The organism is Methylobacillus pratensis, assembly GCF_054072455.1.
On the sequence record NZ_JBSUSR010000001.1, the window covers coordinates 867,942 to 891,123 of the forward strand.

Annotated in this window: 21 protein-coding genes; 14 read left to right on the plus strand and 7 right to left on the minus strand. The window is 58.9% G+C overall.

Translation table 11 applies throughout. The features are described from left to right. The first annotated feature begins 42 nt into the window (after nucleotides 1-42). Genes ftsY through ACW4YW_RS03925 form a run of 4 tightly spaced genes read left to right on the plus strand, consistent with a single transcriptional unit; the run spans nucleotide 43 to nucleotide 3,744 of the window. Nucleotides 43-1,053: a signal recognition particle-docking protein FtsY gene (gene ftsY / locus ACW4YW_RS03910; RefSeq protein ID WP_457136358.1), complete on the plus strand. Its 1,011-nt coding sequence runs from the start codon at nucleotides 43-45 to the stop codon at nucleotides 1,051-1,053. Between the two features lie 49 nt (nucleotides 1,054-1,102). Further along, nucleotides 1,103-1,759, plus strand: coding sequence for a cell division ATP-binding protein FtsE (ftsE, locus tag ACW4YW_RS03915; RefSeq protein WP_457136359.1), 657 nt, complete (start codon nucleotides 1,103-1,105; stop codon nucleotides 1,757-1,759). Next, nucleotides 1,756-2,655, plus strand: coding sequence for a permease-like cell division protein FtsX (gene ftsX / locus ACW4YW_RS03920; RefSeq protein ID WP_407995809.1), 900 nt, complete (start codon nucleotides 1,756-1,758; stop codon nucleotides 2,653-2,655). The genes ftsE and ftsX overlap by 4 nt, the downstream gene beginning before the upstream one ends. A gap of 30 nt (nucleotides 2,656-2,685) precedes the next feature. Next, entirely contained in the window at nucleotides 2,686-3,744 is a 1,059-nt protein-coding gene (locus ACW4YW_RS03925; protein WP_457136360.1) for a hypothetical protein, read from the plus strand. A 78-nt stretch (nucleotides 3,745-3,822) separates the two neighbouring features. Here the strand turns inward: ACW4YW_RS03925 and ACW4YW_RS03930 are convergent, their stop codons facing one another. The 4 genes from ACW4YW_RS03930 to ACW4YW_RS03945 form a co-directional block, all read right to left on the minus strand. Beyond that, nucleotides 3,823-4,329 (minus strand): GNAT family N-acetyltransferase, encoded by a 507-nt coding sequence (locus ACW4YW_RS03930; protein ID WP_457136361.1) that lies wholly within the window; start codon nucleotides 4,327-4,329, stop codon nucleotides 3,823-3,825. A 146-nt stretch (nucleotides 4,330-4,475) separates the two neighbouring features. Next, nucleotides 4,476-5,252, minus strand: coding sequence for a ferredoxin--NADP reductase (locus tag ACW4YW_RS03935; protein WP_457136362.1), 777 nt, complete (start codon nucleotides 5,250-5,252; stop codon nucleotides 4,476-4,478). 31 nt (nucleotides 5,253-5,283) lie between these two features. Beyond that, complete coding sequence (locus ACW4YW_RS03940) at nucleotides 5,284-6,213, minus strand: electron transfer flavoprotein subunit alpha/FixB family protein (protein ID WP_457136363.1); 930 nt, start codon at nucleotides 6,211-6,213, stop codon at nucleotides 5,284-5,286. Continuing rightward, nucleotides 6,213-6,959: an electron transfer flavoprotein subunit beta/FixA family protein gene (locus ACW4YW_RS03945; RefSeq protein ID WP_457136364.1), complete on the minus strand. Its 747-nt coding sequence runs from the start codon at nucleotides 6,957-6,959 to the stop codon at nucleotides 6,213-6,215. Before ACW4YW_RS03945 ends, ACW4YW_RS03940 begins: the two co-directional genes overlap by 1 nt. Before the next feature lie 113 nt (nucleotides 6,960-7,072). Between ACW4YW_RS03945 and ACW4YW_RS03950 the strand changes: the two genes are divergently transcribed. Next, nucleotides 7,073-7,999: a LysR family transcriptional regulator gene (locus ACW4YW_RS03950; RefSeq protein ID WP_457136365.1), complete on the plus strand. Its 927-nt coding sequence runs from the start codon at nucleotides 7,073-7,075 to the stop codon at nucleotides 7,997-7,999. A gap of 10 nt (nucleotides 8,000-8,009) precedes the next feature. Then, the gene (locus tag ACW4YW_RS03955; protein ID WP_457136366.1) at nucleotides 8,010-9,659 is read left to right on the plus strand and encodes an electron transfer flavoprotein-ubiquinone oxidoreductase; all 1,650 of its coding nucleotides are present in this window, start codon (nucleotides 8,010-8,012) and stop codon (nucleotides 9,657-9,659) included. A gap of 752 nt (nucleotides 9,660-10,411) precedes the next feature. Here the strand turns inward: ACW4YW_RS03955 and serA are convergent. Further along, on the minus strand, nucleotides 10,412-11,644 hold the full coding sequence (serA, locus tag ACW4YW_RS03960) for a phosphoglycerate dehydrogenase (RefSeq protein ID WP_457136367.1): 1,233 nt from the start codon (nucleotides 11,642-11,644) through the stop codon (nucleotides 10,412-10,414). Between the two features lie 221 nt (nucleotides 11,645-11,865). Between serA and ACW4YW_RS03965 the strand changes: the two genes are divergently transcribed. After that, entirely contained in the window at nucleotides 11,866-13,275 is a 1,410-nt protein-coding gene (locus ACW4YW_RS03965) for an FAD-binding oxidoreductase (protein WP_457136368.1), read from the plus strand. A 40-nt stretch (nucleotides 13,276-13,315) separates the two neighbouring features. Here ACW4YW_RS03965 and ACW4YW_RS03970 read toward each other — a convergent pair whose 3' ends face one another. After that, on the minus strand, nucleotides 13,316-14,479 hold the full coding sequence (locus ACW4YW_RS03970) for an MFS transporter (protein WP_457136369.1): 1,164 nt from the start codon (nucleotides 14,477-14,479) through the stop codon (nucleotides 13,316-13,318). Between the two features lie 145 nt (nucleotides 14,480-14,624). On the opposite strand from ACW4YW_RS03970, the gene ACW4YW_RS03975 reads away from it, so the two are divergent. The 6 genes from ACW4YW_RS03975 to ACW4YW_RS04000 all read left to right on the plus strand — a co-directional run bounded on the left by ACW4YW_RS03975 (nucleotide 14,625) and on the right by ACW4YW_RS04000 (nucleotide 21,639). Beyond that, the gene (locus ACW4YW_RS03975) at nucleotides 14,625-15,068 is read left to right on the plus strand and encodes a winged helix-turn-helix transcriptional regulator (protein WP_457136370.1); all 444 of its coding nucleotides are present in this window, start codon (nucleotides 14,625-14,627) and stop codon (nucleotides 15,066-15,068) included. A gap of 565 nt (nucleotides 15,069-15,633) precedes the next feature. Next, nucleotides 15,634-16,104, plus strand: a complete 471-nt coding sequence (locus ACW4YW_RS03980) for a formate dehydrogenase subunit gamma (RefSeq protein WP_457136371.1) — start codon at nucleotides 15,634-15,636, stop codon at nucleotides 16,102-16,104. After that, nucleotides 16,101-17,651 carry a formate dehydrogenase beta subunit gene (locus ACW4YW_RS03985; protein WP_457136372.1) on the plus strand — a complete coding sequence of 517 codons (1,551 nt, stop codon included), beginning with the start codon at nucleotides 16,101-16,103 and terminating at the stop codon, nucleotides 17,649-17,651. The genes ACW4YW_RS03980 and ACW4YW_RS03985 overlap by 4 nt, the downstream gene beginning before the upstream one ends. An 81-nt stretch (nucleotides 17,652-17,732) precedes the next feature. Then, nucleotides 17,733-20,582, plus strand: coding sequence for a formate dehydrogenase subunit alpha (fdhF, locus tag ACW4YW_RS03990; protein WP_457136373.1), 2,850 nt, complete (start codon nucleotides 17,733-17,735; stop codon nucleotides 20,580-20,582). A 2-nt stretch (nucleotides 20,583-20,584) separates the two neighbouring features. Further along, on the plus strand, nucleotides 20,585-21,421 hold the full coding sequence (gene fdhD / locus ACW4YW_RS03995) for a formate dehydrogenase accessory sulfurtransferase FdhD (protein WP_407995188.1): 837 nt from the start codon (nucleotides 20,585-20,587) through the stop codon (nucleotides 21,419-21,421). Continuing rightward, nucleotides 21,418-21,639, plus strand: a complete 222-nt coding sequence (locus ACW4YW_RS04000) for a formate dehydrogenase subunit delta (protein WP_457136374.1) — start codon at nucleotides 21,418-21,420, stop codon at nucleotides 21,637-21,639. Before fdhD ends, ACW4YW_RS04000 begins: the two co-directional genes overlap by 4 nt. Nucleotides 21,640-21,790: 151 nt before the next feature. Here the strand turns inward: ACW4YW_RS04000 and ACW4YW_RS04005 are convergent, their stop codons facing one another. Then, nucleotides 21,791-22,288, minus strand: coding sequence for a Spy/CpxP family protein refolding chaperone (locus ACW4YW_RS04005; RefSeq protein WP_457136375.1), 498 nt, complete (start codon nucleotides 22,286-22,288; stop codon nucleotides 21,791-21,793). Nucleotides 22,289-22,483: 195 nt separating this feature from the next. On the opposite strand from ACW4YW_RS04005, the gene ACW4YW_RS04010 reads away from it, so the two are divergent. Next, complete coding sequence (locus tag ACW4YW_RS04010; protein WP_457136503.1) at nucleotides 22,484-23,182, plus strand: response regulator; 699 nt, start codon at nucleotides 22,484-22,486, stop codon at nucleotides 23,180-23,182.

The following is a 23,182-nucleotide window of genomic DNA, read 5'->3' on the forward strand; positions in this document are numbered from 1 at the left end:
GTTTTGCTTTAAAATATCCGCTTACCGCTAAAAACACATTCCATGTTCGATTTCTTCAAAAAAGACAAAAACCCGCCTGCCCCAACTCCCGAACCGGAGAACATAGCGCCGGCAACGCCCCAAGTCCCCACCCAGGAAAAACCGACCCTGAGCTGGACGGAGCGCTTGAAGCGCGGCCTGGCCAAGACCCGCAGCCAATTGGGCCTGCAACTGGCCAGCCTGTTCGGCGGCGGCAAGATTGACGAGGACGTCTACGAGGAACTGGAAACCATCCTCCTCACTTCGGATGTGGGCATCGCCGCCACCCAGACCTTGCTTGAGCAGATACGCACTCGCGTCAAGCGCCAGAACCTCAACGACACCACCCAGCTCAAGGAAGCGCTCAAGCAATCCTTGCTGGAACTGCTCGCACCCTTGGAAAAGCCGCTGGATACCGCCACCGCGCAACCTTTTGTCATCATGCTGGCCGGCGTCAACGGCGCAGGCAAGACCACCACCATTGGCAAGCTTGCCAACCTGTTCCAGGCGCAAGGCAAATCGGTGCTGATCGCGGCGGGCGATACCTTCCGTGCCGCGGCACGCGAGCAATTGCAGGCCTGGGGCGAGCGCAACAACGTGCATGTCATCGCGCAGGAAAGCGGCGACCCTGCTGCCGTGATCTTCGATGCCGTCAACTCGGCCAAGGCGCGCGGCATCGATATCGTGCTGGCAGACACCGCGGGCCGCCTGCCCACCCAGCTCAACCTCATGGAGGAAATCCGCAAAGTGCAGCGCGTCATCGACAAGGCGTTGCCCGGCGCGCCGCATGAGATATTACTAGTACTCGACTCCAACACCGGACAGAACGCCGTCACCCAAGTCAAGGCATTTGATGATGCCCTCGGCGTCACCGGCCTCGTCCTGAGCAAGCTGGACGGCACCGCCAAGGGCGGCGTGATAGCGGCGATCGCCCAATCGCGCCCCGTGCCCATCCGCTACATCGGTGTGGGCGAATCCATTGACGACCTGCGCCCGTTCAAGGCCAGCGAGTTCATAGAGGCATTATTCGAATAATGCGCTACTTGAATCACATGCCTTGCTCGAATAAGGAAACCACCCGCGCATGATACGTTTCGACCAGGTCAACAAGCGTTACCGCGGCAGCGACGAGATCTTGCGCCATGTGACTTTTGAGATCGCGGCAGGCGAGCTGGTGTTCGTTACCGGACATTCCGGCGCGGGCAAGAGCACCCTGCTCAAGCTGATGGCCGGGATCGAGCGTCCGACCAGCGGCACCGTGCTCATCGGCAACCAGAACATCAGCAAGCTGCGCCCGCGCATGCTCCCCTACCTGCGCCGCAAGTTCGGCCTGGTGTTCCAGGACCACAAACTGCTCTACGACCGCAATTGCTTCGAGAACGTCGCCCTGCCGCTCTACATCAACGGCATTACCGGCCAGGAGGCCGCCAAGCGCATCCGCGCGGCGCTCGACAAGGTTGGCCTGCTATCCAAGGAAAAGGCCATCCCCGTGACGCTGTCAGGCGGGGAACAGCAGCGGCTTGCCATTGCCCGCGCCGTGGTCAGCCGCCCGGCCATCCTCATTGCCGACGAGCCCACCGGCAATCTCGACGAGGAATATGCCACCGATATCATGTCGCTGTTCCGCGCATTCCAGCAAGTAGGCGCCACTGTCATCATCGCCACGCATGATGCGCACAGCATCCAGAATATCCCGGCGAAAGTCCTGCACCTCGACCACGGAAAGCTCTCGATATCATGAAACACTGGATCAACCAGCACACCCAGGTCTGGCGCCTCGTCCTGTCACGCATCATGCGCAACAAGCTTTCCACCCTCATGATCTGGAGCGTCATCGGCATCGCGCTGAGCCTGCCCGCCATCCTGTATGTCGTGATCGACAACCTCAACCAACTGGCAGGCGGGGTCAGGAACGAGCCGCAGATCAGCGTCTTCATGAAATTGGATGCCGAGGCAGCCGCGGTTCAGGAACTCAAGCAAAAACTGCAACAGCACCCGGGCATTGCAAAACAGCAATTCGTCAGCAAGCAAGCGGCCTGGCAGGAAATGCAGCAAGAACAGGACGTCGCAAGCCAGCTGGAAAAGAACCCGCTGCCCGATGCCTTTTTTATCGAACCCAAGGACCACTCGCCCGACGGCATCGCCCGCTTGCAGCATGAAATCGAGGGACTGCCTGGCGTGGAGCACGTGCTAGCGGACGCCGACTGGGCTAAACGCCTCTATGCGTTGCTGCAATTGGGCAAGAAAGCGGTATGGGTGCTGTCCGGCCTGCTCGGGTTTGCACTGGTGGCGATTATCGGCAACACCATCCGCCTGCAGATTGCCACCCAGCGCGAAGAAATCGAAGTCAGCAAGCTGATAGGCGCCACCGACGGCTTCATCCGCCGCCCCTTCCTCTATGCAGGCACGCTGTACGGCCTCGGCGGCAGCTTGCTTGCGCTGGGGTTCGTCAACGGCATTCTTACAATCTTTAACCTCTCGGTGGCAGATTTGGCAGAACTTTATGGTAGCAGCTTCATCTTAGTGTTACCTGGCTGGGAAATCAGCCTGGGAGTAATCGCATGCGCTGTGGTGCTGGGTTGGCTGGGTTCCTATATTGCCGTCAACCGCTCACTGGCGCGCCTCAACCCCAACTAACCAACCTAAGAACCCCGGACTGAATTTACCGTGGCTGCACCGCGCCTGTTTCGCCATCTCAATGCATTGATCGCGAGCCGTTTCGGCAAGGCGCCCACTCAGCCGGACCCTTCCGACCTCCCCTGGCAATCGCCGGCCGACCGGGAGCAATACATCGAATTCCGCATCAGCCGCCGCACGCTGTATGCGTTGATATTTTCCCTGATATTGCACTTGATCCTGTTCTTCGGCTTTATCATGCCGACGATGGACCAAGGGGAAGAGTCCGAGCAGGATGGCGGGCAAAAAGAGCTGGTCGTGAGCCTGGCACAGCCGGAGAAAAAACCGCAACCTGAAATGGCGCCGCCGCCAGCGGCTGCACCCCCGCCCCCGCCGCCTGCCGCCAGCAAACCCACGCCCAGGCAGCCCAAGCAAAGCAAGCCCACGCCTCCCGTCGTGACCGGCAAGAGCAAGCCGCTGCCCCAGCCCGAGCAAAAACCGGCTCCCCGCCCTGAGCCGCAGCCTGCCCCGACGCCAGCGCCACCGCGCCCGCAGGAGCCCGACCCCTCGCAATATTCGGACATGTCTTCCTACATGGCCGCCATGCGCGAATACCGCCGCGCCACGGACAACAACTATGCCGCGATGATGGAAAACCAGCGCGCCCAGCGCGAATCCGGCAGCCGCTCGCTTTCTGATGAAGAAAAGCGCGATGAAACCATCAAGAAAAACCTGTCCTCGGGTGCCAGCGGCGTCTTCCGCATCCTCAGCATGAGCAACTACACCTCCACTTTCGAGTTCCGCGGCTGGATCAACGATTTCAGCACCGCCAAGCGCGAGGTATTCCAGATCGAGGCCAAGGCAGGCGAAGACATCCAGCGCGCCACCGTGCGCAAGATGATAGAGTTAATCCGCCGCCACTACTCAGGCGACTTCAACTGGGAATCAAGGCAAATGGGCCGCGTGGTGGTATTGTCCGCACGCATGGAAGACAGCGCCGGCCTGGAGGACTTCCTGATCAAGGAATTCTTCGGAGATGGCGACATGCGCTACCTGGACATGCAGCGCCGCAGGCCGCCGCCTGGACCGCCTCGGTATCCGGTACCATAAAATCTAGCTTCGGCTCAGCTATAAAGGTGAGCTTAAAAAGACTGGCTTGTGCTTGAGTGCAGCTAAATAGTTGTACAGTCATGCCTCAAGAATGATTGCCCAGCGCTCATGGTCGCGCCACTCTCCATCAACCTTGAGATATCTAGGCGAATAACCTTCCTTGGAAAAACCACAAGACTGCACCAACGCAACTGACGCTAAATTATCAGGTTGAATATTGGCCTCAAGCCGATGGAGCGCCAAGGCCTGACCTGCTTGCTCCATCGCGACCAGCAGGCCTTCACGCATCAGTCCCCGTCGCTCATATCCGGCAAATACATAGTAGCCAAGATATGCACTACAGAACGCCCCCATAATGATATTAGTAACATTGACAACACCAATGATGGCATGGGTAGAAGCTTCACAAATCAAGTAAGCCACATTGTTTTGTGCCTGCATTCTTTCAAGGTAAAGCGCAAACAACTCTTCGGTGTCAGGAGGACAGACCCAAGGAGTGTGTATAGCACGACTATGACGCACCTTCTCAAGAAACTCAGCTTGATCAAGAAGTTCTGGCTGCCTAACATACACTCGTTTACTCATCTATTCGCTCCAGATATTGCTCGCTCCAGATATTGCTCGCTCCAGATATTGCTCGCTCCAGATATTGATTTCTCTGATACTCAATAAAAAAGCTGACATATCGCTATGTCAGCTTTTTACGTCAACCAACAACTAATACTAAAAATTTACTTCTCGGCAAACGCCCGCTCGATCACGTAATCCCCGACATCACCAATGCGCTCCGATACCTTGAGCCCTGCAGCATCGAGAATCTTGCAGGTATCGACCAGCATTTGCGGGCTGCCGCACAGCATGGCGCGGTCAGTCTCGGGATTGAGCGGCGGCAGGCCGATGTCCTGGAACAACTTGCCGTTTTCCATCAGGTCGGTCAGGCGGCCCTGGTTGCGGAATTCTTCGCGGGTCACGGTGGGGTAGTAGATCAATTGGTTCTTGATCTGCTCGCCAAAGAATTCGTTTTCCGGCAACTCCTTGGTAATGAAATCTTCATAGGCAAGGTCGTTCACGCGGCGTACGCCGTGCACGAGGATCACCTTCTCGAAACGCTCGTAGATTTCAGGATCCTGGATCAGGCACATGAACGGCGCCAGGCCGGTGCCGGTGGAGAGCAAGTAAAGGTTCTTGCCGGGCTTCAGGTCGGACAGCAGCAACGTGCCGGTCGGCTTGCGGCTGACCAGCAATTCATCGCCCACCTTCAGGTGCTGCAGGCGGGAGGTCAGGGGACCGTTCGGCACCTTGATGCTGAAGAACTCGAGGTTTTCCGCATAGTTGGGGCTGGCGATACTGTAGGCGCGCATCAGCGGCTTGCCATCCACCTGCAGGCCGATCATGACGAACTGGCCGTTCTCGAAACGCAGGGACTCGTTGCGGGTGGTGGTGAAGCTGAACAGGCTGTCGTTCCAGTGCTTAACGCTCAATACTTTCTCGGAATTAAATGCACTCATTGATATTCGATTCTCTTTAAAATTTTTGAATTTACTTGCTCAAGGCGGCGGTCAGCTCTGGCACGGCGTCAAACAAGTTGGCGACCAGGCCGTAATCCGCATGCTGGAAGATAGGCGCGTCGGGATCGTGGTTGATCGCAACGATGATCTTGCTGTCCTTCATGCCGGCCAAGTGCTGCATCGCGCCGGAGATCCCGATTGCAAAATACAGCTCAGGGGCCACGATGGTGCCAGTCTGCCCGACCTGGATGTCGTTGGGGGCAAAACCGGCATCCACGGCGGCACGGGTCGCACCCAATGCGCCGCCGAAGCGGTGCGCCAACGGCTCGAGCAGTTCATTGAATCGCTCGGCCAAGCTGCGGCCGCCGGAAACCACGACGCGCGCGGAGGAAAGCTCTGGACGGTCGGACACGGTCTTGTCTTCCTTGATCCAGCGGCTGAGACCGGCACTTGCAGGCACGCTCACCGCAGACACTTCCGCATTGGCGCCGTTTGCAGCAGCGGCAAAAGAAGTTGCGCGGATGGTCACCACCTGGATGGCATCGCTGCTTTCAACGGTGGAAAGCACGTTGCCTGCGTAGATTGGGCGCACATAAGTGGATGGCGCGGTAATGCTGATCGCGTCGGAGATCATCGCTACGTCGAGCAAAGCGGCGACGCGCGGCAATACGCTCTTGCTGAATGCGGTATGCGCGGAAAGGATGACCTTGTAGTCAGCGCCCAGTTGCACCAGCAAGGCGGCTACGTCTTCAGCCAATGGATGCTCGAAATGCGCCGCATCTGCATGCAGCACCTTGGCGACGCCGGCGATTTCGCTGGCTTCCTTAACCAGGGCTGCGCTATTGGAGCCGGTGACCAGGACGTGGACCGGGAATTGCCATGCGCCAGCGGCGCTGACTGCCTGGCGGGTGGATTGCTTGATATGTTTGCCGTCGTGTTCGGCCAGAATCAGGATGCTCATTACAGGACTTCCGCAAGACGTAGGTTTTCAACGAGTTCAGCCACATTCGCCACCTTGATGCCGGGCTTGCGTGGCTCGGGATCAGCAACCTTGAGTTGCTTGAGGCGCGGGGCGATATCGATGCCGAGGTCGGCCGCCTTGATGTTGTCGATCGGCTTCTTCTTCGCCATCATCATCGCGGGCAGCTTGATGAAGCGCGGCTCGTTCAGGCGCAGGTCGGTGGTGACCACTGCAGGCAGCTTGAGCGCCACCACATCGGTGCCGCCGTCGATTTCGCGCGTGACTTCGATTTCATCGCCCTTGACCTCGATCACAGAGGCAAAGGTGCCTTGGCCTGCATTGATCAATGCGGCGAGCATCTGGCCGGTCTGGCCCAGGTCGTCGTCGATGGCCTGCTTGCCGAGGATGATAAGGCGAGGTTGCTCGCGCTCCACCACGGCCTTGAGCAGCTTGGCGACGCCCAATGGCTGCAGTTCGGTGTCGGTCTCGACCAGCACCACCCTGTCGGCGCCCATCGCCAATGCATGGCGCAGAGTGTCCTGACTGTTGGCCTTGCCGATGGTCACGGCCACCACTTCGGTCGCAATGCCGCGTTCCTTCAGGCGCACCGCTTCTTCCACGGCAATTTCGTCAAACGGGTTGATGCCCATCTTGACACCGGCGATATCGACATCGGAGCCATCCTGCTTCACGCGGGGCTTGATGTTGTAATCCACCACATGTTTTACAGCAACTAAGACTTTCATATTGTGATCCCACTCCATCATTTGCCGCACATTTTAATCAGCGGTAAAATATCTGTTAAATCAATTATCACTATATCACATATCTATCACATCGATATGAGAATCATTCTCAGGTGAAGCACACCTTACGACAACTCGAAGTATTCGTTGCCATTGCACGCCTGGAGAATGTGTCACGAGCGGCCGAGGATTTGTCATTGTCGCAATCCGCCGCCAGTACTGCACTTGCCGAACTGGAACGACAGTTTGACTGCAAACTGTTTGACCGCATGGGTAAAGTGCTGAAACTCAACGAGCTGGGCCGTAGCCTGCTGCCAATGGCAGCAGCCGTGCTGGACCGCGCCGCTGAAATAGAGAGCATTTTACAGGGAAAATCCGCCTTTGGCTTGCTAAAAGTAGGCGCCACGCTGACGATAGGCAACTACCTCGCCACCCTGCTGATCGGCTCGTTCATGAAGCAGCACCAGGATTGCCAGGTGCAATTGCATGTGCAGAACACCAACTCCATCATGCAGCAGGTGGCGATGTACGATCTCGACCTCGGCCTGATCGAAGGCAATTGCCACCACCCCGACCTGCAGGTCGAACCGTGGATCGAAGACGAGCTGACCGTGTTCTGCTCGCCGCAGCACCCTCTCGCCAAACAGGGCAGCGCCAGCCTGGAGGCCATTCTTGCCGAAAGCTGGGTGTTGCGCGAGCAAGGTTCGGGCACGCGCGAGACGTTCGACCACGCCTTGCGCCACCATCACAGCCGCCTGCACGTGCGCATGGTGCTGGAACATACCGAGGCCATCAAGCGCGCCGTGGAATCCGGCATCGGCCTGGGCTGCATTTCCCGCCTCGCGCTCAAGGACGATATCGCGCGCGGCAACCTGGTGGCGCTGGCAACGCCCGAGCTCGACCTGAAACGTCAGTTCATGTTCGTCTGGCACAAGAAGAAATACCAGACCGCCGCCGTACGCGAATTCCTCAACCATTGTCGGCTGCTGACCCGCGACGTGCGGCGCAGCGACGAAATCAACATACCGTATATTCCATGAAAGTTTTAGCATGCAACGCGATGTAATGAATTATGACGTACTGATCGTCGGCGCAGGCCCGTCCGGGCTTTCCGCCGCGATCCGCATCAAGCAACTAGCGCTGGAGCAGGAGCGCGAAATCAACGTCTGCGTGCTGGAAAAAGGCGCCGAGGTAGGCGCGCATATCCTCTCGGGCGCCGTGATCGACCCGATCGCCCTCAATGAATTGATTCCCGACTGGAAGGAAAAAGGCGCCCCGCTCCATACCCCCGTCACTGACGATCACTTCCTGCTATTGGGCAAGGAAAAGAGCTTCGACATCCCCACCAAGCTGATCCCGCCGCTCATGAACAACCACGGCAACTACATCGTCAGCCTGGGCGACGTCTGCCGCTGGCTGGGCGAGCAGGCCGAGGCGCTGGGCGTGGAAATCTATCCCGGCTTCAGCGCTGCCGAGGTGATTTACGACGAAGCCGGCGTGGTGCAGGGCGTGATCACCGGCGACATGGGGCGCGACAAGGAAGGCAACGAAAAACCGGGCTTTGCGCTGGGCATGGAACTGCGCGCGCACTACACCCTGTTTGCCGAAGGCGCGCGCGGCTCGCTTACCAAGGACCTCACCGAGCATTTCCAGCTGCGCGCCTTGTCCGAGCCGCAGAAGTTCGGCATCGGCTTCAAGGAAATCTGGCAGATCGAGCCGGAGAAATCCAAGCCCGGCCTCGTGATGCACTCGCAAGGCTGGCCGCTGGACAACAGCACGGGCGGCGGCTCCTTCATCTACCACCTCAAGGAAAACACCGTGGCCATCGGCTTCGTGGTGCACCTCAACTACAGCAACCCGCACCTGAGCCCGTTCGACGAATTCCAGCGCTTCAAGACCCACCCCTCCATCCGCCCGCTGCTGGAAGGCGGCAAGCGCCTGAGCTATGGTGCCCGCGCGCTGACCGAAGGCGGCCTGCAATCCATCCCGCGCCTGGCCTTCCCCGGCGGCTTGCTCATCGGCTGCACCGCCGGCTTCATGAACGTGCCGCGCATCAAGGGTTCGCACAATGCCATGAAGTCGGGCATGCTCGCGGCAGAAGCCGTGGTGGAGGCCCTGGCGCAGGAAACATTTGGCGCCACGCTGGAAAGCTACCCGGAAAAAGTCCGCAACTCGTGGATATGGAAGGATCTGCAGGCCGTGCGCAACGTCAAGCCCGCCCTGTCGCGCTTCGGCAACATCCTTGGCAGCATGTACGGGGGCTTTGAAATGTGGCTAGCCTCGTTCGGCATCACTACACCCTGGACGCTCAAACACGGCAAGGCCGACCACGAAACCCTGAAGCCTGCAGCCTCCAGCCCCAAAATCGCCTATCCCAAACCTGACGGCGTGGTGAGCTTCGACAAACTCTCCTCGGTCTACCTCACCAACGTCATGCATGAGGAAGACCAGCCCTGCCACCTGGTGCTGCGCGACCAGAGCATCCCTGTCGACATCAACCTGCCGCAGTACGACGCGCCAGAACAGCGCTATTGCCCTGCCGGGGTCTATGAAATCGTCACCAACGAGGGCAACCCAAGATTGCAGATCAATGCGTCCAATTGCATCCACTGCAAGACCTGCGATATCAAGGACCCGTTGCAGAACATCAACTGGCGTACGCCGGAAGGCGGCGGCGGGCCGAACTACGTCAGCATGTAAATACCAAGGGCGAGCGCAGCGATGCCAAGTTGCTGTTGCTTTTGACCTTGGGTTTGGGTTCCCCGTCTGGCTGCGCCGAGTAGCGCAGATATGTCTGGAAAAAGCGCTTGCGTCTGTTTGAGCGTAGCGAGTTCAGCAAGCGCCCAGACAGATTGAGCAACGCAGGGGACCGGGAGCTTGCTCCCGGCGCAGACTCCGGGGTCGCCTTTTGTTTGGTTCCTTTATTTTGGCGAAGCAAAATAAAGGGACTCGCTGACAAGCGAAAGGCAACGGGTCAATGACTGGCTATAAGGGTCAAGACCATTCTTTAGGGTTTAAGGGCTGCTCCTACCTAAACCCAATCCAACTCAACGTTGCGCGGTCTACATCAATACTGCAATTGGCGAGAGGATGGGTTTCGCCCCGCCGGGCGAGTCCATTTCTTTTGTCTGGCCAAAAGAAACAGGACCAAAGAAAAGGCGACCCGATTGTCTGCGTCCCTACACTGCGTTCCGGGCAACCTGCGTTGCTCGCTTTTAATGGGGACTGGCTGAACTCGCTGCGCTCAGACAGACGCCAGTCCTATTTCCATTAAAAGCTGCGCTACTCGGCGCAGCCAGACGGGAGGAAAGTCAACGGCAACTTGGCATCGCTGCGCTCGCACTTGGTTTTAAGAGGTGCGCACTCCACTGAACAACAAGCTGAAAGCCCATAAACAACAAACCCCTGGCAAAAGCCAAGGGTTTGCATGCTTCCAGCGCGCTGTTTACAGCTTAATAGAGCACCCGAGTCCGCAATGTCCCTTCAACCGTCTGCAACGCCTCAATCGCCGCATCGGAAGCCGAAGCTTCCACATCCATGATCATGTAACCGATATCGCCCTTAGTCATCATGCTCTGCGCCGCGATGTTGATGTTGTTGCGCGCGAACAGGCTGTTCACGGCCGACAGCACGCCCGGCACGTTGCGGTGGATGTGCAACAGGCGGTGGGTGCCGGGCTGTTGCGGGATGGAGACTTCTGGGAAGTTCACGGCCGTGATGGTAGAACCGGCGTCGGAGTAACGCACGAACTTCTCGCCTACCTCGATGCCGATATTGGCTTGCGCTTCCTGGGTCGAGCCGCCGATATGCGGGGTAAGGATGACGTTCTCGAACGGACGCAGCGGGGAGAGGAACTCTTCATCATTGCTCTTTGGCTCGACGGGGAACACGTCGATCGCCGCCCCTGCCAATTGCTTGGATTCGATCACCTTTGCCAACGCGTCGATATCCACGCAAGTGCCCCTGGCCGCATTGATGAAAATGCTGCCCTTCTTCATCTGCGCAAACTGCTCGGCGCGCATCATGTTCATGGTGGAAGGCAATTCCGGCACGTGCAGGGAGACGACATCGGCCTGCGACAGCAGCTCCTCCATCGTGCCGACCTGGCGCGCGTTGCCCAACGGCAGCTTGGCGATCACGTCGAAGTAGATCACCTTCATGCCCAGGCTTTCCGCCAGCACGGACAATTGCGAGCCGATGGAACCGTAACCCACGATGCCCAAGGTCTTGCCGCGCGCCTCGAACGAACCTTCTGCCGACTTGGTCCAGCCGCCCTTGTGCACCAGCGCATTCTTTTCGGGAATGCCGCGCAGCAGGAGGATGGTCTGCGCCAGCACCAGCTCCGCCACGGAACGGGTGTTGGAATAAGGCGCGTTGAATACCGGGATGCCGCGCTCCAGCGCGCCGTGCAGATCAACCTGGTTGGTGCCGATGCAGAAGCAGCCGATGGCGGTAAGCTTGTTGGCGGCGTCCAGCACCTTGCTGGTAATCTGCGTGCGGGAGCGAATGCCGATGAAATGCACATCCTTGATCGCCTCGATCAGCGCGTCCTCGTCCAGCGCGGTCTTGCGATAATCGATGTTGCGGTAACCTGCGGCATTCAGCACATCGACGGCGTTCTGGTGCACGCCTTCAAGCAGCAAAAAGCGGATCTTGTCTTTTGGCAGGGAAAGTTGTTGGGTCATTACGGCTCCGGTAAAAGGCCAAAAATCAGTGATCGTAGCATACCGGCAAACTTATTAAACCCCTATCAAATCAGGGATACGGCCCCGTCGAGCACAAATGCAGGGCTGCACGGATAAAACTGAGATCGGGAATCAATATCAATTATAAAACTGCTAGAATAACTGATTTGGCCCATTGTCCGCCGACAATTTTTATTGCCACTTGCACAGGTAACCGTTTGATGAATGCACCCGCCAGCCTTCCCTCTTCTCTTCTGGAACAATTACAGGCCATCGTAGGCGAACAACGCGTCAAGACCGATGAAGATAGCCTGAAAAGCTGGGGAGTGGACTGGACCAAGCATTTCGAGCCCCGCCCATCCGCCATCGTCTTTCCCGGGAGCACCGAGGAAGTGCAGGCCATCGTCAAGCTGGCCAACCAATACAATATCCCCGTCACACCGAGCGGCGGCCGCACCGGGCTTTCTGCCGGGGCAGTCGCTGCCAATGGCGAGATCGTCATCAGCCTGGACCGCATGAACAAAGTCTTGTCCTTCCTTAATGCCGACCGCCTGGTACGCATCCAGGCCGGCGTGGTGACCGAGCAATTGCAGCAATATGCCGAGCAGCAAGGCCTCTATTACCCTGTGGATTTCGCCGCTGCGGGGTCCAGCCAAATGGGCGGCAATATCGGCACCAATGCCGGTGGCATCAAGGTGATCCACTACGGCATGACGCGCGAATGGGTGCTAGGGCTGACCGTGGTTACCGGCAAGGGCGACATCCTGCACCTCAACAAGGGCATGGTCAAGAATGCCACCGGCTACGCGCTGCATCAATTGTTCATTGGCTCAGAAGGCACGCTGGGCATCGTCACCGAGGCCGAGATCAAGCTCACGCGGCAGCCGCAGGACCTCAAGGTGCTGGTGCTGAGCGTGCCAGATTTTGCCGCCATCATGCCTATCCTGCATGCATTCCAGCAGCGCATAGACCTCACCGCCTTCGAGTTCTTCAACCAGGTAGCGTTGGAGAAAGTATTAGCCCATGGTCATGCGGCACGCCCGTTCGAGACCGAATCCCCGTTGTATGTACTGCTAGAATTCGAGGGCCGTTTCGAGGCCGTGGTCGACGACGCCATGCAGATATTCGAGCACTGCATGGAGCAAGGCTGGATACTCGACGGCGTCATGAGCCAGTCGCAGGCACAGGCACAGGCCCTGTGGCATTTACGCGAAGGAATCTCCGAGACCATTGCGCCGTTCACGCCCTACAAGAACGACATCTCGGTGCTGATCACCCACGTGCCCGCCTTCATTGCCGACATCGATGCGATCGTGGCCGACAACTACCCGGACTTCGAAGTCTGCTGGTTCGGACATATCGGCGACGGCAACCTGCACCTCAACATTCTCAAACCAGCCGACCTGACCAAGGACGAGTTCTTCGAGAAATGCAAGGTGGTCAACCAGTTCGTTTTCGAGACCGTGCAGAAATACAACGGCTCGATCTCCGCCGAGCACGGCGTCGGCATGACCAAGAAAGACTATCTCGCCTACAGCCGCGACCCGGTCGAGATCGGCTATATGCGCGAACTGAAGAAGGTCTTCGACCCGAACGGCATCATGAATCCGGGCAAGATATTCGACTTGTAGCACAACCTGCCGGCGCATTGGCTGCCTCCGGCATATAGCGCTAGGTTGCAGCCCAGAATACCAATGCCAACAGGCTGACCCCGGCGCCCAATATACACACGCCTTGCCAACCCGCATGAGCATAGGTCGCCGTCGTGCCAATCGCACCCAGCCCGCTGCCGACCGCGTAGAACAGCATATAAAGGCCGACCAGCCGGCCATGCGCTTCCGGACGGATGCGCAGGATCATGCTCTGGTTGGTGACATGCAGCGCCTGCCCGCCGAAGTCCAGCAATACAATGCCGGTGACCAGCGCCCACAACGACCATTGCATCAACGACAGCGGCCACCATGCCAGCAGCAATACCGCCAACGCGGCGGCAGTGGTACGCTGGCCGCATCCGCGGTCTGCCCATTGCCCGGCGCGCGCAGCAGCCAGGGCGCCCGCTACACCGACCAGCCCGAAAGCGCCGATCGCGGTATGCGAAAAGCCATAAGGCGGCGCGCTCAACGGCAGCACGAGCGCAACCCAGAAGATATTGAAGGCGGCAAACATCAGCAGCGCCAGCATCCCGCGAATCTGCAATACCCGCTCATCCCGCAGCAATACCAGCATTGAAGCAATCAGGCGCGGGTAGCTTAATGTATTAGACATAACAGGCAGCGCTGGCAGCCGCCGCCATAACGGCCACGCGAGCACCAGCATCAACGCCGCGGAACAGGCATACACCCCTCGCCAGCCGGCCAGGTCGCTGATGCCGCCGGCAAATACGCGGGCCAGCAACAGGCCGACGAACACGCCGCCTTGCGCCGCACCGAGCACGCGCCCTTGCTCATGCGGCGCGGAGGCAGAAGCCGCGTAGGCAATCAGCCCTTGCGTCATTGCCGTGCCCAGCAAGCCGACGCCAAGCATGCCAGCCAGCAGCATCATGACGGATTGCGCCAACCCCACCATGCCCAGCATCACCCCCAGCAATAGCAACTGCACGACCATGAGACGGCGGCGATCCACCCGGTCGCCCAACGGCACGAGAAACAGCAAAGCCAGGATGCAGCCGACTTGCGTTGCGGTGACCACGCCGCCGACCGCTGCATGGCTGATGCCGAACTCCAGCGCCAGTGCATCCAGCAGCGGCTGGGCGTAATACACATTGGCTACGCTCAAACCGCTAGCGATAGCGAATAGCAAGACCATGCTCGACGACATGCGCGCTGGCGGTTCCATCGTATTGCCATGGCGCATCGATGCAGGAATTAGGACGGGATGCTTCATTACTACCAATCTAGTTTCAAAATAAAACCCATTGAATGGTAGATAATCTAGTTTTAAAATGCAACTTGAATTCAGACATCCCGACGAAGGGAACACCATGCCTCGCCGCAACCCGAAAAAACCTGAAACCTGCCCCGTAGCACGCTCTGTCGATGTGGTTGGCGACCGTTGGTCTCTGCTCATCGTGCGTGACGTTTTCGACGGCATGCACCGCTTCGGCGATTTCCAGCGCAGCCTGGGCGTGGCCCGCAACATCCTGTCCGACCGTCTGCGCCGGTTGGTCGATGCAGGCATCCTGAAAACCCGACCGGCTTCAGATGGCACTGCCTATCAGGAATACGTGCTGACGCCCAAGGGGGAAAGCCTGTTTCCGGTGGTGGTGGCCTTGCGGCAATGGGGGGAACGCCATTTATTTACCCAGGAAGAACATCACTCCCTGCTGATCGACCGAAAAACCAAGCAGCCTATCGCTTATATGGCCCCACAAGGCGGCGACGGCAGCGTCCTGATGCCGAGCGAAACGGAAGTGCAGAAGCTGTAACACCTCTCCGGCATCATCAGCATGCTGACGCAGGCCGATTTCAAACCATTGTCGAATATTGCTGTCTTATGTTTACACGGTCGGGTATAGCGCGCTCAGCGGATGGATTTCACGAGATAACGCTGGAATCATCGCAATAATTGACCTGAAAGCCGTTATTTACGGCTGAAAATAGCCCTACTTCGCATGTAGTTTTTATTGTCCGACCGTGTACAATTCGGTATATAGTTCGTACTATAAGCAAAGCAAGCATAACAATAACGTATTCGTAGTTAGAACCTGTTCAAGGTCTTTTTATGGGATACGTTGATCCGGTAAGGCAGCCGAAGCAAGGCGCAAACCACAGGCGTGCTGATTGCACGGGGAGGATTTGCAACGCAGCAGCGGCTGCCTTACCGGATCAACCCGCAGGGCATGGCTTGAAAACGCGCCCGCTCTGCGTTGCAGTCCTTGACGAGGGCAGTAAGCATCCTCTGCGGACTGCGTCTTGATCGGACGCGTTTTGAAGTCATGCGTACCGATAAAAAGACCTTGAACAGGTTCTGGTGGATTCGAGGAGAAAGTAATGCATGACCAGATGGCACGCATTAAATCGCACATCGAATCGCATCAACACATGGCCGGTGCGTTAATGCCCTTGTTGCATGCGATTCAGGACGATTTAAGCTATATCCCGGAGGAGTGCTACGGCTTGATCGCCAAGGCGCTTAATCTCTCTGTCGCGGAAGTCCATGGCGTGGTGACGTTTTATCACCATTTCCGCACTAAGCCGCCAGGCAGGCATGTCCTGCAGGTATGCCGCGCCGAGTCGTGCCAGGCCATGGGTTGCGGCGCGCTGGAAACCCATGTGAAGTCCTCGCTGGGTATTGACTACCATGAAACCACCAGCGACGGCAGCATTACGCTGGAACCCGTTTACTGTCTCGGCAACTGCGCCTGCTCTCCCGCCATCATGCTCGACGACGAAATCTACGGCCGCGTCAGCCCTCAGCAAGTCGAATCCCTTCTCGCCGACGCACGGAGGGACAATCTATGAATACCGTTTACATTCCCCGCGATTCCAGCGCCCTTTCGCTGGGCGCCAACCTGGTGGCCGCCACCATCGCCAAGGAAGCCGAATCGCGCAACATTCCCCTGAATATCATCCGTAATGGCTCACGCGGCATGTTCTGGCTCGAGCCATTGGTCGAGGTCGCCCCGCATGCGGGGCGCATCGCCTACGGCCCCGTCACGCCTGACCAGGTGGCATCCCTGTTTGACGCGGGTTTTCTTGATGGCGGACAGCATGCGCTGAACCTGGGCCCGACGGAGGAGCTGCCCTGGATGAAGCACCAGGAGCGCCTGACCTTTGCGCGCGTCGGCATCACCGACCCGGTGTCGCTGCAGGACTACATTGCCCATGACGGCTACAAAGGCCTGCGCAACGCGATTGATATGGCGCCGCAAGACATCGTGCAACAGGTCACCGATTCCGGCCTGCGCGGGCGCGGCGGCGCCGCATTCCCGACCGGCATCAAGTGGAAGACGGTACTGGAAGCGCCAGCCGAGCAAAAATATATTGTCTGCAACGCAGACGAAGGCGATTCGGGGACATTCTCCGACCGCATGATCATGGAAGGCGACCCTTTCGTCCTGATCGAGGGCATGACGATCGCAGGCATTGCCGTCGGCGCCACGCAAGGCTACATCTATGTGCGCTCGGAATACCCGCACTCGATCGCCGCGCTCAACCTGGCGCTCAAGAGCGCCTATGAGGCCGGTTATCTCGGGCGGGGCATTCTCGGTAGCCGACATGATTTCTACCTGGAAGTGCGCCGTGCCGCAGGCGCCTATGTCTGCGGCGAGGAAACCGCCTTGCTGGAAAGCCTGGAAGGCAAGCGCGGGCTGGTGCGTTTCAAGCCACCGCTACCCGCCATTTCCGGCCTGTTCGGCAAGCCGACCGTCATCAACAACGTCATCTCCCTCGCCAGCGTGCCTATCATCCTCGACAAGGGCAGCGTCTATTACCGCGACTACGGCATGGGCCGCTCCCGCGGCACGTTGCCGATCCAGCTCGCAGGCAATATCAAGCATGGCGGCCTGGTGGAAAAAGCCTTTGGCGTCACCCTGCGCGAATTGTTGTACGACTACGGCGGCGGCTCCGCCAGCGGCAGGCCGATCAAGGCCGTGCAGGTCGGCGGCCCGCTGGGTGCCTACCTGCCGGAATCGCAATTCGACACCCCGCTGGACTATGAGGAATTCGGCAAATTGTGGGCCGTGCTGGGCCACGGCGGCATTGTCGCCTTTGACGATACCGTCGATATGGCGCACATGGCGCGTTACGCCTTTGAATTCTGCGCCGTGGAATCCTGCGGCAAATGCACGCCATGCCGCATCGGCTCCACCCGCGGCGTGGAAGTCATGGACAAGATCATCGCGGGCACAGAGCATGCGCAAAGCGTCTCCCTGGTACGGGACCTGAGCGACACCATGCTCAATGGCTCGCTCTGCGCGCTGGGCGGCATGACGCCCTACCCGGTATTGAGCGCGCTCAACCATTTTCCTGAGGATTTCGGCTTACGCAAGAAGGAACGCGCGGCATGAGTTAACGCAGCAAATATCCGGCAAACCACCTGCCCCACATAAAAAAGCGGGGGTTGCCACAGAGGTCAAGAGGAGAAAGTGATGGACAAGCAAGCGGATTACGGCACCCCAGCGAGCCGGACAACTGAGCAGCAAGTCACGCTGGAAATTGACGGCATGCAAGTCACCGTCGCCAAAGGTACATCGATCATGCGCGCCGCGATGGAGGCAGGGGTCAGCATTCCCAAGCTCTGCGCCACGGATAGCCTGGAGCCGTTCGGCTCATGCAGGCTCTGCCTGGTGGAGATTGAAGGCAGGCGCGGCTATCCCGCCTCCTGCACCACCCCGGTCGATGAAGGGCTGAAGGTGCATACGCAAACGCCCAAGCTCGCCGACATCCGCCGCGGCGTGATGGAACTCTATATCTCCGACCATCCATTGGACTGCCTCACCTGCTCCGCCAACGGCGATTGCGAACTGCAGGACATGGCCGGCGCAGTGGGCTTGCGCGAAGTACGCTACGGCTACGACGGCGAAAACCACCTGGCTGCCGGCAAGGATATCAGCAACCCCTATTTCCAGTTCGACGCATCCAAGTGCATCGTCTGCTCGCGCTGCGTACGCGCCTGCGAGGAAACGCAAGGCACCTTCGCGCTCACCATCCAGGGCCGCGGGTTCGACTCCAAGGTTGCCGCGGGGAATTTCGACAATTTCCTCGATTCGGAATGCGTCTCCTGCGGCGCCTGCGTCGCCGCCTGCCCCACCGCGACATTGATGGAAAAAACCGTGGTCGAGCACGGCCAGCCCGAGCACAGCATCATCACGACCTGCGCCTACTGCGGCGTCGGCTGCTCATTCCGCGCCGAGATGAAGGGCGAGCAGGTGGTGCGCATGGTGCCGGACAAGAACGGCGGCGCCAACCACGGCCACTCCTGCGTCAAGGGCCGATTCGCCTGGGGCTATGCCACCCATCGCGACCGCATTACCACGCCCATGATACGCAAGAGCATCCACGACCCATGGCAGGAAGTGAGCTGGGAGGAAGCGATCGGCTACGCCGCCAGCGAGCTCAAGCGCATCCAGGCCAAGCATGGGCGCAACTCCATCGGCGCGATTACGTCCTCACGCTGCACCAATGAGGAAACCTATCTGGTGCAGAAACTGGTGCGCGCCGCATTCGGCAACAACAACGTCGACACCTGCGCCCGCGTCTGCCACTCGCCTACCGGCTACGGCCTCAAGCAAACCCTGGGCGAATCCGCCGGCACGCAGACTTTCGACTCCATCATGCAATCCGACGTGATCATGGTCATCGGCGCCAACCCGACCGACGGCCATCCAGTATTCGGCTCGCAGATGAAGCGCAGGCTGCGCGAAGGCGCGAAACTCATCATCGCCGATCCGCGCGCGATCGACTTAGTATCCGGCCCGCACGTCAAGGCGGATTACCACCTGAAACTGCGTCCAGGCACCAACGTCGCGTTGATCACCGCACTGGCGCATGTGGTCGTCACCGAAGGCCTGGCCGATGAAGCCTTCGTCAAGGAGCGCTGCGAGTGGGATTCCTACCAATACTGGAGCGAATTCGTCGCGCAACCCGAACATTCGCCGGAAGCCATGCAGGAAGCCATCGGCGTGCCTGCGGCCGACGTTCGCGCCGCCGCACGCCTGTTCGCCACCGGCGGCAATGCCGCGATCTACTACGGCCTGGGCGTCACCGAGCATAGCCAGGGCTCGACCATGGTGATGGGCATCGCCAACCTCGCGATGGCGACCGGCAACATCGGGCGCGAAGGCGTGGGAGTGAATCCATTGCGCGGGCAGAACAATGTGCAGGGCTCCTGCGACATGGGCTCGTTCCCGCACGAGTTCCCAGGCTACCGCCATGTGTCGGACGATGCCACCCGTGCCCTGTTCGAGGCCGCCTGGGGCAGGCCGCTCGACAACGAACCCGGCCTGCGCATCCCCAACATGCTCGATTTCGCGATCGACGGCAGCTTCAAGGCGCTGTATTGCGAAGGCGAGGACATTGCCCAGTCCGACCCCAACACCCAGCACGTCACCCATGCGCTCGCCTCCATGGAATGCGTGATCGTACAGGACCTGTTCCTCAACGAGACTGCGATGTACGCCCACGTGTTCCTGCCCGGCTGCTCCTTCCTGGAAAAGAGCGGCACCTTCACCAACGCCGAGCGCCGCATCTCGCCCGTGCGCCGCGTGATGACGCCGAAGAACGGCTACGAGGATTGGCAGATCACCGCCTTGCTTTCCGAAGCGCTGGGCTACCCGATGCCTTACCAACACGCCTCGGAAATCTTGGACGAAATCGCGCGCCTCACGCCGACCTTCCATGGCGTCAGCTTCAAGAAGCTGGATGAAATGGGCAGCGTCCAATGGCCGTGCAACGAAGAGCATCCCGACGGCACGCCCATCATGCACGTGGATGAATTCGTGCGCGGCAAGGGCCGCTTCATGATCACGGAATACGTGCCGACCTCGGAAAAGGTCAACGGCAAGTACCCCCTCATCCTCACCACCGGGCGTATACTGTCGCAATACAACGTGGGCGCCCAGACACGCCGCACCGACAATGTCGCCTGGCATCCCGAGGATGTGGTGGAAATCCATCCCCAGGATGCGGAAGACCGCGGCATCAAGGATGGCGACTGGGTGGGAATCACCAGCCGTGCGGGCAACACCGTGCTGCGTGCCAAGATTACCGAGCGCGTGCAGCCTGGCGTGATCTACACCACCTTCCACCATCCGGAATCTGGCGCCAACGTCATTACCACCGACAACTCGGACTGGGCAACCAATTGCCCTGAATTCAAGGTCACTGCGGTGCAGGTCACCCGCGTGTCGCAGCTGTCAGACTGGCAGCGCCACTACCAGGAATTCAGCAGCGACCAGATTGCCCTGGTCAAACAACGGGATACAGCCCGTGTGGAATAAGGATGAATGCATCAGAGTTCTTGATTGAAGCGGAAGCGACCGACAGCCGTGTGACGGTGCTCAAGTACGAGCATGGGGAACTGCGTGAACTGCAGGACCAGGTCGCCGAGGAAGTGCCGGTTGCCATGATCTACAACGGCATATCGCACGCCGTCATGCTGGCCACGCCGGACGACCTGACCGATTTCGCGCTAGGCTTCTCGCTGTGCGAGGGAATATTGTCCGACCCGAAGGAGCTGTACGGCATCGACATCGTCGAGCGCGTCAATGGCATCGAGCTGCAGATGGAGATCGCCAGCGAGAATTTCGTCCACCTGAAGGAACGCAGGCGCAGCATGGCAGGGCGCACAGGCTGCGGCCTTTGCGGTTCGGAAAGCCTGGACCAGGCCATCAGGGTGCCCCGCAGGATACAAGCCGCGGATATCACTTTCGATGCCGAAGCCATCTACCGCGCCCAGCGCGAATTGCAGGCGCAGCAGGCGTTGCAAGGCAGGACCGGGGCGACTCACGCATCGGCCTGGGCGGACCGGGAAGGCAAGGTGCTGCTGGTGCGGGAAGATGTAGGGCGGCACAATGCCCTCGATAAACTGATTGGCGCCATCGCCGAGCGGCAGTTGTCCCGCGAGGGGTTTGTGCTGACTTCCAGCCGGGCGAGCTACGAAATGGTGCAGAAAGCCGCCAGCGCGGATATTCCCATGCTGGTGGCCATCTCCGCTCCTACCGGGCTGGCGATCCGCATGGCCCAGGGCTGCGGCCTGACCCTGGTTGGGTTCGCCCGCAAGGAGCAGCATGTCGTCTATAGCGTGGCGGAACGTTTGTTACACAAGGAGCTGGCATGAGCATGAACATCGAGCAGTTGGTGAAAATGGCCAACCAGATCGGGGATTTCTTCCGTTCCTACCCGGACCATGAACAAGCGAAGAAGGATATTGCGAGCCATTTGCAACGTTTCTGGGCGCCCCAGATGCGCCAGCAGATCCTGCAGCATATCGGCGAGCATCCGGATAACGGCCTCAATCCCCTGGTATCAAGCGCCATCAGGGAACATCTTCATTAAAAGCTGCTAGCCAGGATCGCTTCGCTACGCTGAGTTTTGTTAGCTGCTCCAAGGTTGCATTGCCTTGCGCAATAAAAATGCCCGGCAAAGACCGGGCATTTTTATTGCATAGTAAATTGATGCTTAAGAGTCTTATCTTTCAATCTCCCGCTTAAGCCTTTTCATCGTGCTTGGGTCGTACCTTGGATTGGAATTCGGCCCATTTCTGCTTTTGCTCGGGCGTCAGCACCTGGTAAACCTCGTGCAGCGTATTGCTGCGCAACACCAATAAATCTGCTTGCAGCTTAGCTTGTTCGCTGGCGATCTCCTGCACTTTCTTTTGATCGTATTGATCGTTTGCCGAGGCTGAAGCCAAGGTCTTGAACGAGGCATGCAGGGCCTGGCGTTTTTCAGCCAGCACCGGCTTCTGCTTATCGACGATCTGCTTCACCTGGGTTTGCTGCTCGCCGCTCAGGTCCAGCTTGCTGAGCTTGTGCTCCAGGAAACGCCCTTCGGAAAAACCGCGATGCTCGCCAAACGCGGCATGCTTTTTATCCTCGTCGCATTTCTTGTCGCCATGGCCCGACTCGGCATGCACTGCAATATTCATTGCCAGCAGGGAGGAAGCGAGGATAAGGGATGGAACCAGGAATTTGCGTGGTTTGATCATGATGAATGCTCCTTTGGTTGTGAAGAACGACAAATAACCTTGTCTGCATACTATGATCCAGACCTCGGCTAAATGTTTGTTGCCTTTGGTCAAATCGGTGTAATTGTGCGTAAAACTTTGTAAGATGCTGATTCCTGCTATAAAGCCTGCGGCAGAATGCCGTTTGCAATTTTAAAGAAGTGAAAGGTGAACACAGTGCTACGTATCCTGCTCATCGATGATGACGTCGAACTCTGCCAGATGATGGAAGAATACCTGGGGGCCGAGGACTTCACATTGACGATCGCCCATGACGGGGAAGAAGGTGCGCGCCTTGCCCTTTCCGGCGAATACGATCTCGTGGTGCTGGATGTGATGATGCCCCGATTCAACGGCTTCGACACCTTGCGCCTGATTCGCGTCAGCAGCCAGATCCCGGTGATCATGCTCACGGCCAAAGGCGACGAGATAGACCGTATCGTAGGCCTGGAGCTGGGAGCCGACGACTACCTGTCCAAGCCGTTCAACCCGCGCGAGCTCGTGGCGCGCCTGCGCGCCATACAGCGCCGCGTCGTCGTGCGCGACGAGGCCCTGCAAAGCCAGAGCACGCCCAACATCACCCGCGTCGGCAAAATCGCCATCTATCCTTCCGAGCGCATTATCGAGTGGAAAGGCGAACCGCTGGACATCACCACCAGCGAATACGCCCTGCTGGAAGTCCTGGCCCGCCACGCCGGGCGCGTCGTCAGCAAGGCCGACCTCTTCACTCAGGCGCTGGGCCGGCCGGAAACCCGCTACGACCGCAGCGTGGACGTGCATGTGAGCAACTTGCGGCAGAAACTGGGCCTGCTGGAAGACGGACGCTCGCCGATCCAGACCGTGCGCGGCGTCGGCTACCAGTTCATCGCCGGCTAA